The 14,686-nt window shown below is 59.5% G+C and carries 11 protein-coding genes; 3 read left to right on the plus strand and 8 right to left on the minus strand.

Annotation, left to right across the window (positions count from 1 at the left end; translation table 11 throughout):
* Positions 1 to 49 precede the first annotated feature (49 nt).
* The 8 genes from KF767_05815 to KF767_05850 all read right to left on the minus strand — a co-directional run bounded on the left by KF767_05815 (position 50) and on the right by KF767_05850 (position 8,863).
* Complete coding sequence (locus KF767_05815) at positions 50 to 1,126, minus strand: hypothetical protein (GenBank protein ID MBX3017386.1); 1,077 nt, start codon at positions 1,124 to 1,126, stop codon at positions 50 to 52.
* Positions 1,119 to 2,234 carry a hypothetical protein gene (locus KF767_05820; protein MBX3017387.1) on the minus strand — a complete coding sequence of 372 codons (1,116 nt, stop codon included), beginning with the start codon at positions 2,232 to 2,234 and terminating at the stop codon, positions 1,119 to 1,121. The genes KF767_05815 and KF767_05820 overlap by 8 nt, the downstream gene beginning before the upstream one ends.
* Positions 2,231 to 3,514: a hypothetical protein gene (locus KF767_05825; protein ID MBX3017388.1), complete on the minus strand. Its 1,284-nt coding sequence runs from the start codon at positions 3,512 to 3,514 to the stop codon at positions 2,231 to 2,233. The genes KF767_05820 and KF767_05825 overlap by 4 nt, the downstream gene beginning before the upstream one ends.
* A complete protein-coding gene (locus tag KF767_05830; GenBank protein ID MBX3017389.1) occupies positions 3,511 to 4,356 on the minus strand; it encodes an MBL fold metallo-hydrolase in 846 nt (281 codons plus the stop codon). The genes KF767_05825 and KF767_05830 overlap by 4 nt, the downstream gene beginning before the upstream one ends.
* The gene (locus tag KF767_05835; protein ID MBX3017390.1) at positions 4,353 to 5,324 is read right to left on the minus strand and encodes an NAD(P)-dependent oxidoreductase; all 972 of its coding nucleotides are present in this window, start codon (positions 5,322 to 5,324) and stop codon (positions 4,353 to 4,355) included. The genes KF767_05830 and KF767_05835 overlap by 4 nt, the downstream gene beginning before the upstream one ends.
* Complete coding sequence (locus tag KF767_05840) at positions 5,324 to 6,307, minus strand: hypothetical protein (protein MBX3017391.1); 984 nt, start codon at positions 6,305 to 6,307, stop codon at positions 5,324 to 5,326. The genes KF767_05835 and KF767_05840 overlap by 1 nt, the downstream gene beginning before the upstream one ends.
* 70 nt (positions 6,308 to 6,377) lie before the next feature.
* Complete coding sequence (locus KF767_05845; protein ID MBX3017392.1) at positions 6,378 to 7,712, minus strand: UDP-glucose/GDP-mannose dehydrogenase family protein; 1,335 nt, start codon at positions 7,710 to 7,712, stop codon at positions 6,378 to 6,380.
* The gene (locus tag KF767_05850) at positions 7,709 to 8,863 is read right to left on the minus strand and encodes a glycosyltransferase family 9 protein (GenBank protein ID MBX3017393.1); all 1,155 of its coding nucleotides are present in this window, start codon (positions 8,861 to 8,863) and stop codon (positions 7,709 to 7,711) included. The genes KF767_05845 and KF767_05850 overlap by 4 nt, the downstream gene beginning before the upstream one ends.
* 52 nt (positions 8,864 to 8,915) lie before the next feature.
* On the opposite strand from KF767_05850, the gene KF767_05855 reads away from it, so the two are divergent.
* From KF767_05855 to metH, 3 genes are all read left to right on the plus strand, one after another.
* Positions 8,916 to 9,914 carry a flippase-like domain-containing protein gene (locus KF767_05855; GenBank protein ID MBX3017394.1) on the plus strand — a complete coding sequence of 333 codons (999 nt, stop codon included), beginning with the start codon at positions 8,916 to 8,918 and terminating at the stop codon, positions 9,912 to 9,914.
* An 85-nt stretch (positions 9,915 to 9,999) separates the two neighbouring features.
* Positions 10,000 to 10,944, plus strand: coding sequence for a methylenetetrahydrofolate reductase (locus KF767_05860; protein ID MBX3017395.1), 945 nt, complete (start codon positions 10,000 to 10,002; stop codon positions 10,942 to 10,944).
* Positions 10,941 to 14,576: a methionine synthase gene (gene metH / locus KF767_05865; GenBank protein ID MBX3017396.1), complete on the plus strand. Its 3,636-nt coding sequence runs from the start codon at positions 10,941 to 10,943 to the stop codon at positions 14,574 to 14,576. Before KF767_05860 ends, metH begins: the two co-directional genes overlap by 4 nt.
* The last annotated feature ends 110 nt before the right edge of the window (positions 14,577 to 14,686 follow it).

Below are 14,686 nucleotides of genomic sequence, written 5' to 3' on the forward strand. Positions count from 1 at the left end.
TCCTTGCGGCAGGCCCTAGGCTCGCACCCGCGTGCCATTGCCGTCCAGTTCACAATTTAAAAAGCTTCAGTAAAGGCAGGGCGATTCCGTAAAGCAGTCCCTGCAGCACGCGGAACCCCAGCCGTCGCCCCCACCCCAAATGGCGTACATCAACGGCGCTCCACTCGGTGACCGGGACGCCGCCGCGCAGTCGTTTAAAACCCGACGCGCCCGAACTCAAATTCACGACCAAACCGCGCCGTGCGGCCTCGCGCAAAGTCAGGGCGATGAGTTGGCGGTAAAGCCCTTCACGCGCCGGACGCCCGGTGTTGTAACCCACGATGGGCGCCGTCAGGATTCCGTTCAGAATGAAAAACCCCAGGACGCCTTGCAGCTCACCAGCCTCGTCCCGCAAGCCGAAAAAGTCCATGGCGCCCGTATCCCGACACAGTTTCAGATAATCCGCGGTGAAGGCCGGGTTGTATTCACTGTATTTGGCGAGATACAGCAGATCGTAAAGTTCCCGCGCGCGCGTGAAATCCCGCTCCGTGAAGTCCGCTCCGGGAACGATGCGGAGCGGACTCTTTTCAAGAAGTTTTTGGTCCATGCGGTAGTTGTGCCTTGCCGACAACTCCGCCCCGGGCTCGAAGAAATAAACCTGGCGCGAAGGAATGAAGCTGAATCCCTCGGCCCTCAACGCCGCGATTAAATCCCCGTTGGTTCTTTCATTCAGCGAACGCAAAAGGACGAAGGACTCCGGATTTTGCTCGCGTAGTCGGCGGGCCTCGGCGATCAAAGCCGTGGGGGAAACCCGGGGATACAAATTCGTCGAAAGCATCCAGTTGTTCAAAGCCACATGCTCATTCAGACGCATGGACTTCAACATCCAGGACAGCGGCGCCAAGATACCGAGCAAAAAGTGAAAAGCGCGGGGGACCTTCTGCATTTCCTGCCGCGAATAAAGAATCAACGCCGCGTAGGGCGACACCACGTAGCTGCTGTCGAGCTCCCCGCGATTGCGGGTCACGGGAAGGCGCAGGCCCTCGACCTCGACCCAATCCAGATCCGTGCGCACATTGGAAACCCAACGGGGCATGGGCTCCCGGCGCAGCTGTTCGCGAAATTCCGCCGAAGGAAATTCAACCATTGTATTCGAAATCCTCCGAGGAAATCTCGAGCGCCGACCTTCCCGTGCGCAGCGCCTGCCAGACGAAGCCCGCGAAAGAAACGTACTGTCCCCAGTAAGGTCGCGTATCGCCGCGACGCCAGATCACGTCCTGACCGTGACGGACATCCCTCATGAAACGACGCACTTCCGGAAACACCCAGGGACGCGGGAGCGCGTAAATCCACATCGCGGCCCCCACCATGCGGGGCGCGGACAAATCACCGAAAATCACATCCGACCGCTCCCCACGGAAGGCCTCGGCCAAGTCCCGCCCGAAGAAATGGACGCCGCTGGTCGTGCGCGGATTGCATTCCAGCAAGGAGTAACTTCCGTCCGCCGCACGAATCAGGTCGAAGGACACCTGACCGTGAAAGTGCGTCGTCCGCGCGAAGTCCCGCACCCAGCTCACCAGCCCGGGATCACGTTCGGGTCTCAGGTAAATCCCCGCGCCTTGCCCCGCTCGATACTCCGGTCGGTAAGAGGCGAACGCCGTCATCCGCCCACGCACGGCGACCGCGTAAACGCAGACCTCGGTTCCATACACGCGACGTTGCGCCAGCCACCCCTCGCCCCGCACGAACTTTCGGAAAGTTCCACGATCCGGGCTCACTAAAGTTCGGGTCGCGAAACGCGAGAACTCGGGTTTGAAAACGTAGTCCTGCGGATCGCGTTCCGGAGTCAGCCAAGATTCAGGATCCGTGATCCGTTCCGTCGCGGGCGCTTGGATCGCCCAGTCACGACTCTTCCGCGCAAAATCGAATTTGCTATGAAGTTCGCGCAACGCCTCGGGCGTGTCGGTGAAAAGATTCGCGACATCCGTGATCCGCGCCAGATGAAAGACCTCTTCGCAGGTCGGGATCACCAAATCGAATTTCTCGCGTGCCGCCAAGTCTCTGAGCGCCGCCGCGAAATCCTCGAACGCAAAACGCGGCGACGGCAGCTGATGATATTTAAAACTGGCTTTCGAATATTTCGTCAGCGGGGAGGGGATCGAATCGGCCGTGTGAACTTCCGTATGGGCGTCGTGAAAAATACGCGCCAATTCCAAAGCGGCCGGCGCCCGTGCGCCCGTGATCAGCACCTTCATAAGCTCGGCCCTAAGGTCGGCCCCACGATCCGGCGGCGCTTGCCGTTCATGACGGGAAACTCCTGCGCGTGGCGGATGTCCGTTTCGATCATCTCGAGTCCCCGCAGCTGAAAGGCCTGCGCCAAATCCGCACGCAGGCGCGACTGATCATTCGCAGACAGCGCGCGATCCAAAGTCACCCGCAATTGGGCCGGTCCGGTTTGCTCGACCAGATAGTTCCAATCGAAGTAATCGCCGCGCCCCAACCGATCCCGCAGCAGATCCGGAAAGACCGCCACTTCACCGTTCGGGGATTGAAACCTTAAAACCTGATCGGCCCGTCCTTCGACCTTCCGCAATGCCAAGGTCGGCGCCCCGCAAGGGCAAGGATGATCCAGCTCTTCGCAGATGTCGTCCATGCGGTAACGGATGATGGCCTGGGTCTCACGTCGTACGTCCGTCACGATGGGATGAAAACGTCCCCCGCCCAGGTCCTCTTTTTCGATCAAGGTATCGGCCTCGTTGAAATGCAGATGTCCCGCGCGACAGCCCAGGGCCAAGAAACCTTCGGTCGCTTGATAAATCTCGGTCACGGGAAATCCGAAATAATCGTGCAGCCGCTTCTTCTCCCGCTCTTCGAGAACGTCCGCGCCCGAAATCACCAGTCGGGGCGAAATCTCGCGCACGGGACGCACGGCCAGATAGGCGCTCAAGAAATGCGGCACTGAAATCAACACGGTCGGGTGAAACTCGCGCAAGGCGCGGGCCGTTTTTTCGACGTCGTCGTGCAGACTGAAAAACCTGAGCTTCAACCAACCGCGATTCACGCCGTTGTATAGCGGACTGTTCGTCCGGAAAACGAAGGCGATACGCTGGGGACGAAAAATCCCCCAGCCCAGGGTTTTCGCCAGGATCGTTCCGCCCCACTGCCCGATTTCAAAATCACGAACCACGAAGGCCCAGCGACGCCCCGAAGTCCCGGTGGAAAGACCGATGGTGTGTCCCCGCCACTTCCGACGATCGTCACCTTCGGTTTCCGCGCGCAGACCGAAATCCAAAGCCTGCTCCAGACGCAGCTTCGGACGATTCAGATCATGAAAGAAGGCCAGGTAGTCTTTCTTCGCGATGACGGGAATGTCTTCCCATCGACGAATCGGCAGACGACGGTAAAAAGCGTAATCATCCAACCGAGCCATCACGCGCGCGCGATTTTCCTCACGCCGGCGGGACAACTCCTTCTGCGTTCGGGGCAGACCGAACATCTCACGGAAAAATCCGACCAAAAGCCCCCACAAGATCATGGCGCGGCCTCGGCTTGGAATTCGCGGTAGGTTTCAACACAATGGGAGGGCACCAAGCGCAGCTCGGGATTTCGTTTTTCCAGTTCATGCAGCTCACGCAGCACCTGATGATAGGTCCGTCGGTCGTCCATGATCGCCAGCGCCAAGCCTTGCGGCGGGCGCAGCTCACGCACGGCACGACGGCTCCAAGCGGCGTCGGCGATCAGAAAAATATCCCCGCGCCGTTCATCTTGCAGCCGAAGGCCCACCTGTCCCGATTTGTGACCGGCCAATTCCACCGCCAGCAAAGCCCCGTCCCCGAACAGATCGTAAGTCGGACGTGTCAGGCCCGCCGCCTGCGGTCGCGGTGCCGCGACCTCGTCGATCCAGACCACCCGCTCACGGAAATCCTCCGGAAGAAGTCCCGGCAAATAACCGTTCAGCAGATTCCGCCAACGCGACTTTCCGTCGACGTTCGCGAAGGCCGATTTCAGCGCGTAGAATTTCGCGCGCGGAAAGTCCCGCAGTCCCGCGACGTGATCACCATGAAAGTGCGAAATCACGATGCCCGTGACGTCGTGCGCCGCGACTCCACGGCGCTGAAGCTGCTCCTTCGCCGTTTGGTCCGGTTCCAAATAAGCGGGCATCAGGCGCGGATAAAGACCTTCAGGAAACCGCGAGGTCTGCTCCGCGTACAGCGGATGGTATCCCGTATCGTAAAGAAGAACGCCCGCGTCGGGATGTTCGATCACGCCGAAAAGCGACGGAAACTGACAGGACTTGAACGAACCGCCCTTGATCGTCACGACCTCGGGGTGTTCGCAGTAACCCGCTTGGCAAAGATCGAAGGCGATCCGTTTCATCGGAAGTGCGCCCCCGTGCGGAAGATCGCTTCTTTCGTCGAGAGCGCGGGCCGATAGCCCAGATCACGTTTGATCTTCGAGATATCGAAGGACTGGCTTTTCGAAATCAAATCCAGAGCGTAACGACTGAGGGGAGGCTCGGTTTCACGCCCCCGCCACACCCACTCGATTCCGTGCGCGACCGCCCGCAAAACCCCGCCCGGCACGGGCACGAAGCGGACGGGTTGATTGATCGCTTCCGAGACCCACTGAATGAGTTCGCGGATCTCGATGGGTTCATCATTCGTCAGATTGTAAACCTCGCCGCTGAAACGCGGCAGCGCCTCGAGAGCTTTCAAAACGGCTTCGCAGATGCTTTCCACCGGGGTCACGTCGATGCGCCCGTGGCCGCCGTTGATCAGCGGGAAGCGACCGCGCTCAAGAAGTGGCTTGATGCGCGGTAAAAGCGTCTGGTCGTAAGGACTCAGAATCGCGCGCGGCCGGAGCGTCAAAACCGAAAGCCCCCGAGCGTGAAACTCCGCCGCGATTTTTTCCGAGGCCCACTTGGTGGCCGCGTACTGCACGGGATGCGAGGTCGGCACGGGACTGTCTTCGGTCAATCCGGTCTTCGAAGTGCCGTCGTAATAGACCGCGGTGGTCGAGATGTGGATGAACTTTTTGGCGCCCGTCTCGAGAGACCAGGTCATCAAACGACGGGTCGCTTCTAAATTCGGACCCGTAAAATCAGAAGCGGGCCCCCAGGGACGCGTGAGCGCCGCCGAATGCACGACCGCATCCTGTGCGGCGACCACATCGCGCAAGTCGTCCCGGCAAAGATCCGCGCTCAGGGCCGTGACGTGGTGGTCCCGCAGAATCTGTAGGCGCGAAGCCTGGCGACCGATCGCGGTGACTTGGTGTCCCCGCTCTTGCAACCAGATCGAGAGCGGCAGTCCCAAAGAGCCCGTCGCGCCCGTCACCAGGATTTTCATCAGTACACCAAGATACTGGCGTTAAGGGTCAGCCCCGCGCCCGTTCCCAGAAGCAGGATCTTATCGCCGCGACGGGCGGGCCCCTGCGCATAGGTATGGAGCGCCGTCGGCAAAGAGGCCGAAACCTGGTTGCCGTGGGTCTGGATGATGTCGATCATGCGACCTTCGGGAAAGCCGAGCTTTTTACTTAAATGTTTGAGGGCGAGCGGGCTGGCCTGATGGGGAATGACCCAGTCGATTTGCGACATCTTCATTCCCGCCCGGCCGAAAAGCTCATCCAAGAATCCGGGCAGGTATTTCGAAGCGGCCCGGTAGACGCCACGCCCTTCCATACGGAAAAGGTAGTCGTCCTCTTGCGGAGGCGGCGTCAGCACATTGTAGCGCGAGCCCCCCGCGCGAATTTCGCACAGATCCGAGTGCGCGGAAAAGGTCTTCACCAAATTCGCGAGCACCTTCGAGCCCGACTCGGGGTCGTACTCAAGGATGGCCGCGGCGGCGCCGTCACCGATCAGGCTCGCGACTTCGATCTCTTTGTAGTTGATCCCGTCGGTCGCGATCTCGGAACACACCATCGCGATTCGGCGATATTGACCCGAGGCCATGAATCCTTGCGCGATCTGCAGTCCGCTCAGAAAGCTCGTGCAGGTCGCCGAGACGTCGAAGCAAGGAATCCCGGATTCGCCCAGTCCCAGCTTTCGCTGCACGAGCACCGCCGTGCAAGGAATCGGCTGTTCGGGCATGGAGCTGCCGAATAAAATCAGATCCAGATCCGTCGCCTTCAGGCGCGCCAGATCGAGCGCCATGGTGAGCGCGCGCGCGCCCATCTCGGAAATCGTTTCGCCCGTATTTTCAAAACGTGAGGCCACGTCGAAGGCGGCGGCGTTCAACGAACGCCCCAACGCCTTTTCACTGCGCGCTTGGGCTTCGCGCGCGGACAGTTTCCGCTCGGGGAGATAAATTCCGGTGGATTTGATCTTTAACACGGCGCCAGTTTAGGAGGTCCCTTCCGCGTATCAAGCAGAAAGTTCGCGCCCTCACGAACGCAAGGCCAGATTAGCCCAGGCTGGGCCGCCCGATGGACACATAGCGGATTCCCGCTTCCTTCATGACCTCGCGGTTATAAATATTACGCCCATCGCAGACTACGGGGTCCTTCATCAAAGCTTTTAACTTCTCGAAATTGGGCTCGCGGAAAGACTTCCACTCCGTCGTGATCACGAGGGCCGATGCGCCCTCCAAAGCGTCATACTGCTGAGGCACGAACGTCAAAGCCGGATGACCTTTGAAGTGGGCCATCGCGTGCTCCGAAGCGATGGGATCGTAGACCCGAACCTCGGTTGCGCCTTCGGCCAGGTAGGCTTCGATCAAGTCCAAAGCGGGGGCCTCACGGATATCGTCCGTCCCCGGTTTGAAGGCCACGCCCCAGTGGGCGATCTTCAGCCCCTTGAAACTTCCGCCACAAGCGGCGCGCACCTTATCAAGGAACAACTTCCGCTGCTCATCGTTCACCTTTTTCACCGCGAGCAAAAGATCCGTGGGCTCGTCGTTCTCGGCGCCGATGTGAATCAACGCTTTCACGTCTTTCGGGAAACAGCTTCCACCGTACCCCACCCCCGCGAAGATGAAATGCGGACCGATACGGAAATCCGTGCCGATCCCGCGCCGCACGTTCTCGATGTCCGCGCCGACCTTTTCGCAGATGCGGCTGAACTCGTTCATCACCGAGATTTTCGCGGCCAGCATCGCGTTGGCCGCGTATTTCGTCATCTCGCTCGACTCAGGGTCCATGACCAGAATCGGATTTCCGCTCTTCAAGAAGGGCTCGTAAAGTTGGCGCATCAGCTTTTCGGCCCACGCGGTCTCGAGTCCGACGACCACGCGGTTCGGCTTCAGGCAGTCTTCCACCGCCATCCCCTCACGCAAGAACTCCGGGTTCGAGACGACGTCGTAATCGAAATTCACACCGCGCGCTTTCAACTCGGCGGCGATGACGGCTTTCACTTTCTTCTGCGTGCCGATCGGTACCGTGGATTTATTCACGACGACCTTGCGGCCATCCATATGGCGACCGATGGTCTCGGCGACCTGCAGAACGTACTTGAGGTCCGCCGACCCGTCCTCGTCCGAAGGCGTGCCCACGGCGATGAACAGCAGATCCGAAGCGCGAATCGCCGCGGCCGCGTCGGTGGTGAATTGAATCCGCTGCGCTTGCAGGTTCGACTTCAACATGCCTTCAAGACCGGATTCATAGATGGTGGGTACGCCCCCCGAAAGTTGTTTCACCTTCGCGGCGTCGACGTCGACGCAAACGACGTCATTTCCCATTTCGGCGAAACACAAACCTGTCACCAGTCCGACATAACCCGTACCGAATACCGAAATCTTCATGCCTCACCTCGAAAATCCAAACTGTTCTTCATGACCAAATTGCGCCAACCCGCGTACACCACGTCGACCGACAGCCCCGCCATGATCGGCGGATCCCCAGCGGGATATTCAAAACCCAAATTCAAACATCCGGCCGCGGGATGGGACGACACCACCGAAATATGCTTGTCACCGACGGGTCCCCAACGGCGCGGATTCGTCGCGCCGTGAAGCCCCAGCACCGGTACGCCCATGGCGGCGCCCAAATGCAAAATTCCCGTGTTCACGCTGACGAGGGCATCCGCCGCCGCTAAAACCGCCAGCGAGGTATTGAGATTCAAGCCCCCACCGTCGTAGACACGCGCGCGCAGCTCCGTCGGCAAAGTTGCCAGGAACTCTTCGATCCGCGGCCGATCGGCTTTCGCGCCCGACAGAACGAACATCCACCGCGCATCGCGGGCCACGCGCTCCATGAAGCTCCGCCACGAATCGAAAGGCCACTCTTTCATCGCCGACTTGGTTCCGCCCGGCCAGAAGTGCAAGGCCACGACGCGCGGAAAGCGGGCGCGCATCTCTGAAAAATCCGCAGGTAACTCTGTCCCGATCCACTGACGCGGATTCTGCGGCGGGGCCCCCGTGCGCACGTCCATCGCGCGCAGCAAGTTGCGGTAATTCGCGATTTCGTGAAGCGAGGGATCGTGATCGATGAACTGATCGAAGGCGAAGTGGCGACGCTGGCCCGAGGTGCGAAATCCGATCACCCAACGGGCTCCCGAAAGCACCGCCCACAGCGCCGAGATCCGCGGCCACGCATCGGCGTCGATCATCCAATCGTAACGCGCGTTTCGCAGCAAAGAGACCGCGACCCAGGGTCGGCGCAGGGGAAGTTCGACCACTTCGATCCCGGCAAATTCACGGGCGAGTCCCGCATTCGTGGAACCCGCGAACAAAATAACCCGCGCTTCGGGCCAAGCCGCCTTCAGATCGGAAAGCACTGCCGAGAGTAAAATGGTATCGCCTAAAGCGGCGGCCTTGATCACCCCGATCACTCGGGGGGCAGCGGGGCGACGACGTCCGCGCGCGAAGAGCAAACGCCAAAGCGCGACCACGCGAAGAAGCCAGGGGCCTAAGCCTTGATCAAGTGTGCGCAGTAAGGGATTGCCGCGGTCCAAATTCTTCTCTTTCCTTTGACTTCAAAGCCGATTCCAAGCTTCATCTCATTCGATGCCCAGCCTCAAATCCAGCCTGATCACCGCGCTTAAACTCGCCTTCAGCTTCGGTCTGATCGCGTGGATGATCATGACTGATAAGCTGCCGCTCGCCGAATTGAAATCCCTTTTTGAGCCCGGGGTTTTGTTTTTTGGTTTGGCCTCCGTCGCCATGGCGCTCCTGATCGCCGCCGAACGCTGGCGCGCGCTTTTGCTCTCACAAGGCTTTCAAGTCGAACGCGCCGCCACTTACCGCATGACCCTCGTCGGCACCTTTTTCAGCTACTTCCTGCCCGGAGGCGTGGGCGGCGACGTCGTGAAAGCCTATTATGTCGTCAAAAACTTGGGTGAACGCCGCGCCCAAGCCGTGGGCACCGTGGTCTTCGACCGACTCATCGGTCTTTTCACGATGATCCTCTTCGCCCTGATCACGAGTCTCGTGGAGTATGAGATCTTGCTGCAGCATCCCGCGCTCAAGAGCTTCATCCTTCTTCTCGGAGGGCTCTTCGTCGCCTTCCTCGCCGTCTTCTGGCTCATGTGGTCACGCCGGACCTCTCAGCTGCGGGACGCCTGGTTGAAACGTCTCGAACGGATCAACTTCGTTCACCAAGCCCTCTTTCGTCTGAACCAATTTCAATTGCGCAAGATGGCCTTCGTCAGAATTGTGGCCCTCAGTCTGCTCTCGCAGAGCTTCAGCCTGTTGTTTTTTATCACCATCGCTCCCTTTATGGGCGAAAGCGCGATCCCGCTGAGCGTCTTTCTGTTCTGCGTCCCTTTGGGCTTTATGGCCACCGCCATTCCGATCTCGCCCGGAGGCATCGGCGTGGGGCAGGCGGCGTTCCTGTTCCTGTTTAACCTGGTCTTAGCGCGCGAAACCCAAATCGGCCCCCTCCTCATCACGGCCTACCAGCTCTTTACGCTGGCCTTCGGCCTGATCGGCGCGGGCCTCTACGTGATGCAAAAGACCTCGCCTCCCCCCGCCTCGCTCTTCCGCGAGGAGAGCTCCTCTCTTTGAGTTTTTACTCGACCTGAAGCCGTTGAAAACCGCCGCCCGGGCGGAAAGCGTTGCTGCCCTCCGCGAGTTCAGTTAAGTTCACCCGATGCACGTCATTGAACATATCCAGAAGGCGAACTCGCCGATCTTTAGTTTTGAAATCGTCCCCCCGCCCCGCGGAACTTCTTTGCGCTCCATCATCGACGTGGTCGAGACCCTGCGGCCGATGAATCCGCCGTGGATCGACGTGACCTCGCACTCGTCGCAGTCCTTCTTGCGCGAACGTCCCGATGGCGCCCTTGAGCGCAAGACCTTCCGTAAACGTCCCGGCACGCTCGGAATCTGCGGCATCATCCAGAACCGTTTCCAGATTGATACCGTCGCGCACGTTTTGTGCCTCGGGTTCACGCGCGAAGAAACCGAAGACGCGCTCATCGAGCTCAACTTCCTCGGCATCCACAACGTGATCGCGCTGCGCGGGGATCGCCCGAACTTCGACAAGATCATTCCCCGCGACCGCTCGACCAATGCCTACGCCCTGGATCTCGTTTCGCAGATCGAAGATCTGAAAAAGGGAAAGTACCTGGAAGACCTCGACGCGACCCAACCGCTCGACTACTGCGTCGGCGTCGCGGGCTATCCCGAAAAACATTTCGAGTGTCCCAGCCTGAAGGTCGACATCCAGAACCTGAAACGTAAAGTCGATGCGGGCGCGCAGTACATCGTGACCCAGATGTTCTTCGACAATAAAAAATTCTTCGCCTTCGTGGACCAGTGCCGCGAAGCGGGCATCACGGTACCGATCGTGCCGGGCCTGAAGATCCTGCGTTCGGCCGCGCAGCTGAAAACCCTGCCGAAGACCTTCCACATCGATCTGCCGGATGAGCTCGTCGACGAAGTCCTTTCGAACGAGAAGCACGCCGCCGAGATCGGTCAGCGCTGGGCCTTCAAACAGTCCGAAGAACTGTTGAACGCCGGCATCAAAACTTTGCACTATTACGTCTTGAACGATTCGAACCTGGTCGTGGACCTGGTGAAAAAACTGAAGTGAGTCCGATGAAGAAATCCGCGCTCCTGCTTGAACTTGAAAGCCGTCTGCAAACCGAGATCCTGTTCCTGGACGGAGCGATGGGCACGATGATCCAGCGCTACAACCTGACCGAGCAGGACTACCGCGGCGATCGTTATCCGAATTCGAAGATCGACCTTAAAGGCAACGCCGAGACGCTCAACTTCACGCGCCCCGAGATCATCAAAGAGATCCACACCCAGTATCTCGAGGCCGGCGCGGATATCATCGAGACCAACACCTTCAACGCGAACCGGATTTCGCAAAAAGACTTCGAGCTCGAAGACGAATCCTTCGCATTCAACCAACAGGCCGCGAAAATCGCCATCGAGGCCGCCAACGCCTTCATGGCGAAAAACCCGAACCGCAAATGTTATGTCGCGGGCTCCATCGGACCGACGAACCGCACGGCCTCCCTGTCGCCGGACGTGAATCGTCCCGGCTACCGCGCGGTCACCTTCGACGATTTGGTCGCCGCCTACAAAGAGCAGGTCGAAGGCCTCATCGCCGGTGGCTGCGAGCTCTTCCTGCCGGAAACGGCTTTCGATACGCTCAACATGAAGGCCTGCCTGTTCGCGATCCGTCAGGTCGAGATCGAACGCGGCGTGAAGTACCCGGTCATGATCTCGGTCACGATCACGGACGCCTCGGGAAGAACGCTGTCGGGACAGACCGTCGAAGCCTTCTGGAACTCGGTCCGTCACTTCGAGCCCATGAGCGTGGGACTCAACTGCGCCCTCGGCGCGCGCGAAATGCGCCCGTTCCTGGTCGAGCTCGCCCGGGTCGCCGACACCTACATCAGCTGCTATCCGAACGCGGGTCTGCCCAATCCCTTGAGCGCGACCGGTTACGACGAAACGCCCGTGATGACCGGCATGCAGCTGCGCTCGTTCAGCCAAGACAAGCTCGTCAACATCGTGGGCGGCTGCTGCGGCACGACCCCCGACCACATCCGCGAGGTCGTGAAGACCATCCGCGAAGGCGCGCCCCGCGCGGTGCCCGCGCCCCCGCCCCGCTTGCGGTTGTCGGGTCTGGAGCCTTTGAATCTCTCCAGCAACGTGAACGAGCGCCCGTTCGTCATGGTCGGCGAACGCACGAACGTCACCGGCTCGCCCCAATTCGCCAAGATGATCCGCGAAAACCGCCTGGGCGACGCGGTCGAAGTCGCGCGCCAACAGGTCGCCAACGGCGCGAACATCCTGGACGTCAACTTCGACGAGGGGATGCTCGACGGCGCGAAACTCATGACCGAGTTCTTGAATCTGCTCGGCGCCGAACCGGACATCACGAAAATCCCGTTCATGATCGACTCTTCCAAATGGGAGATTCTCGAAGCGGGCCTGAAGTGCGTGCAGGGCAAAGCCATCGTGAACTCGATCTCGCTGAAAGATGGCGAAGAAGAGTTCCTGAAGAAAGCCCGCACCATTCGTCAGTACGGCGCCGCCACGGTCGTCATGGCCTTTGACGAAAACGGTCAGGCCGCGACCAAAGAAGAAAAAGTCCGCATCTGCGAACGCGCCTACAAACTGCTACGCGAGAAAATCGACTTCCCGGCCGAAGACATCATCTTCGATCCGAACGTATTGACGGTCGCGACGGGCATGGAAGAGCACAACTCTTACGGCAAAGACTTCATCGACGCCGTCAAAGAGATCAAACAGAAATGCCCCGGCGCGCTCACCTCGGGCGGAATTTCGAATCTCAGCTTCTCGTTCCGCGGCCAAAACAAAGTCCGCGAAGCGATGCACTCCGTTTTCCTGTTCCACGCGATCAAAAACGGTCTGGACATGGGGATCGTGAACGCGGGCATGCTCGAAGTTTACGAAGAAATCGATCCCGTCCTTCGCGAAAAAGTCGAAGACGTGATTTTGAACCGCTCGCCCGAAGCGGCGGAAGCCCTCATCAAACTCGCGGAAAAACTGAAGTCCGAATCCGCCGGCGGCAAAGCGGCGGTCAAATCGGAGGAGTGGCGGAACGCCGACCTGCAATCGCGCGTGACCCATTCGCTGGTCCACGGCATCGACTCTTACATCGAACGCGACGTCGCCGAGGCGCTGACCAAAATGCCGCGGCCCCTGGACATCATCGAAGGCCCCCTCATGACCGGCATGAAAGTCGTCGGCGAGCTGTTCGGCGCCGGTAAGATGTTCCTGCCCCAGGTCGTGAAAAGCGCGCGCGTGATGAAACGTGCGGTGGCTTACCTGGAACCCATGATGGAAGCCGAAAAGGCCAAGTCGACCTCGAAATCCCAAGGCGTGATCGTCATGGCGACGGTCAAAGGCGATGTCCACGATATCGGTAAAAATATCGTGGGCGTGGTGCTCGCGTGCAACGGCTACCGCGTCGTCGATCTCGGCGTCATGGTCAACGTCGCGCAGATCATGAAAGCCATCGAAGTCCACCAAGCCGATATGATCGGCCTCAGCGGTCTGATCACGCCGTCGCTGGATGAGATGGCGTTCAACCTGTCCGAATTCGAAAAGGCGGGACTGAAGCTTCCCATCCTGATCGGTGGCGCGACGACCTCGAAAGTCCACACCTCGGTCAAACTCGATCCGAAGTATTCATTCCCCGTGGTGCACGTCCCCGACGCGTCCCAGGTCATCGAGCACTGCCAAAAGCTGCTCCTCTCGACCGAAAAAGAGAAGGTCTACACGGCCTACAAAGACGACGCACGCCTGATTCGCGAAGCCTTCGAAAAGAAAAAAGCGAACGAAGTGCCGCCGATGTCCATCGAAGAGGCGCGCCAATACAAACTCCAAACCGATTGGGCGAACGCCGACATCGCGGTTCCGGAACGCCTGGGCGTTTTCGAACTCTACCCCAAGGTCGAAGAGCTCACCGAGTACATCGACTGGAGCCCCTTCTTCTGGACCTGGGGTCTGAAGGGCGTTTTCCCCGCGATCCTCGAACATCCGAAGTACGGCGAAGAGGCCACCAAACTTTACCGCGACGCCACCGCGATGATCCAAAAGATCCGCGAAGGCCTCTGGATGAAACCCCGTTCGCTCGTGGGCCTTTACCCCGCGAACTCCAAAGACGAAGTCATCGAGGTCTACGCCGACGCGCAAAACCGGACCCAAGCGCTGGCCAGCTTCCCCATGCTCCGTCAACGTTCGCAGCAGGTCTTCAACGGTAAAACCGCCTATTGCCTCTCGGACTTCATCGCACCGGCGGACAGTGGACGCGTCGACTACCTCGGCATGTTCGCCGTCACTTCGGGCGCGGAAATCGAAGCCCGCGCGCGCAAATTCGAAGAAGCGAAGGACGACTACTCGTCCCTGATGGTCAAAGCCCTCGCCGACCGTTTCGCCGAAGCCAACGCCGAATGGACGCACAAAAAAGTGCGGGATCTGTTCGGTTACGGCATTCACGAGAACTTAAAACGCGAAGAGATGATCGCCGAGAAGTACCGGGGCATTCGTCCCGCCCCCGGCTATCCCGCCTGCCCCCGTCACGAAGACAAACGCACCTTCTGGAGCCTGATGCAGGTGAAAGAACGGGTCGGCATCGACTTGACCGAAAGCATGGCCATGACCCCGGCGAGCTCCGTCTCGGGATTCTATTTCCAGCACCCCGAGGCGCGCTACTTCACCGTTGGCCCTCAGGAGTAGAAGCTCCTCAAGAGTAAAAAATCGGGATGCGTTGACGCCCCTCAAAAGGGTCGCCTTTCGGCTTCGCATTTGGAACAATGGCTCTATCGAAATTCACGTTCGGGAGAGAC

The organism is Pseudobdellovibrionaceae bacterium (assembly GCA_019637875.1).
Taxonomy (GTDB): Bacteria; Bdellovibrionota; Bdellovibrionia; order Bdellovibrionales; family Bdellovibrionaceae; genus JAHBUW01.

Excerpts from the sequence above, each read along its gene's own strand:
- KF767_05815 (MBX3017386.1), bottom strand. The coding sequence starts at position 1,126 with ATGGTTGAATTTCCTTCGGCGGAATTTCGCGAACAGCTGCGCCGGGAG.
- KF767_05820 (MBX3017387.1), bottom strand. The coding sequence starts at position 2,234 with ATGAAGGTGCTGATCACGGGCGCACGGGCGCCGGCCGCTTTGGAATTG.
- KF767_05825 (MBX3017388.1), bottom strand. The coding sequence starts at position 3,514 with ATGATCTTGTGGGGGCTTTTGGTCGGATTTTTCCGTGAGATGTTCGGT.
- KF767_05830 (MBX3017389.1), bottom strand. The coding sequence starts at position 4,356 with ATGAAACGGATCGCCTTCGATCTTTGCCAAGCGGGTTACTGCGAACAC.
- KF767_05835 (MBX3017390.1), bottom strand. The coding sequence starts at position 5,324 with ATGAAAATCCTGGTGACGGGCGCGACGGGCTCTTTGGGACTGCCGCTC.
- KF767_05845 (MBX3017392.1), bottom strand. The coding sequence starts at position 7,712 with ATGAAGATTTCGGTATTCGGTACGGGTTATGTCGGACTGGTGACAGGT.
- KF767_05855 (MBX3017394.1), top strand. The coding sequence starts at position 8,916 with ATGCCCAGCCTCAAATCCAGCCTGATCACCGCGCTTAAACTCGCCTTC.
- KF767_05860 (MBX3017395.1), top strand. The coding sequence starts at position 10,000 with ATGCACGTCATTGAACATATCCAGAAGGCGAACTCGCCGATCTTTAGT.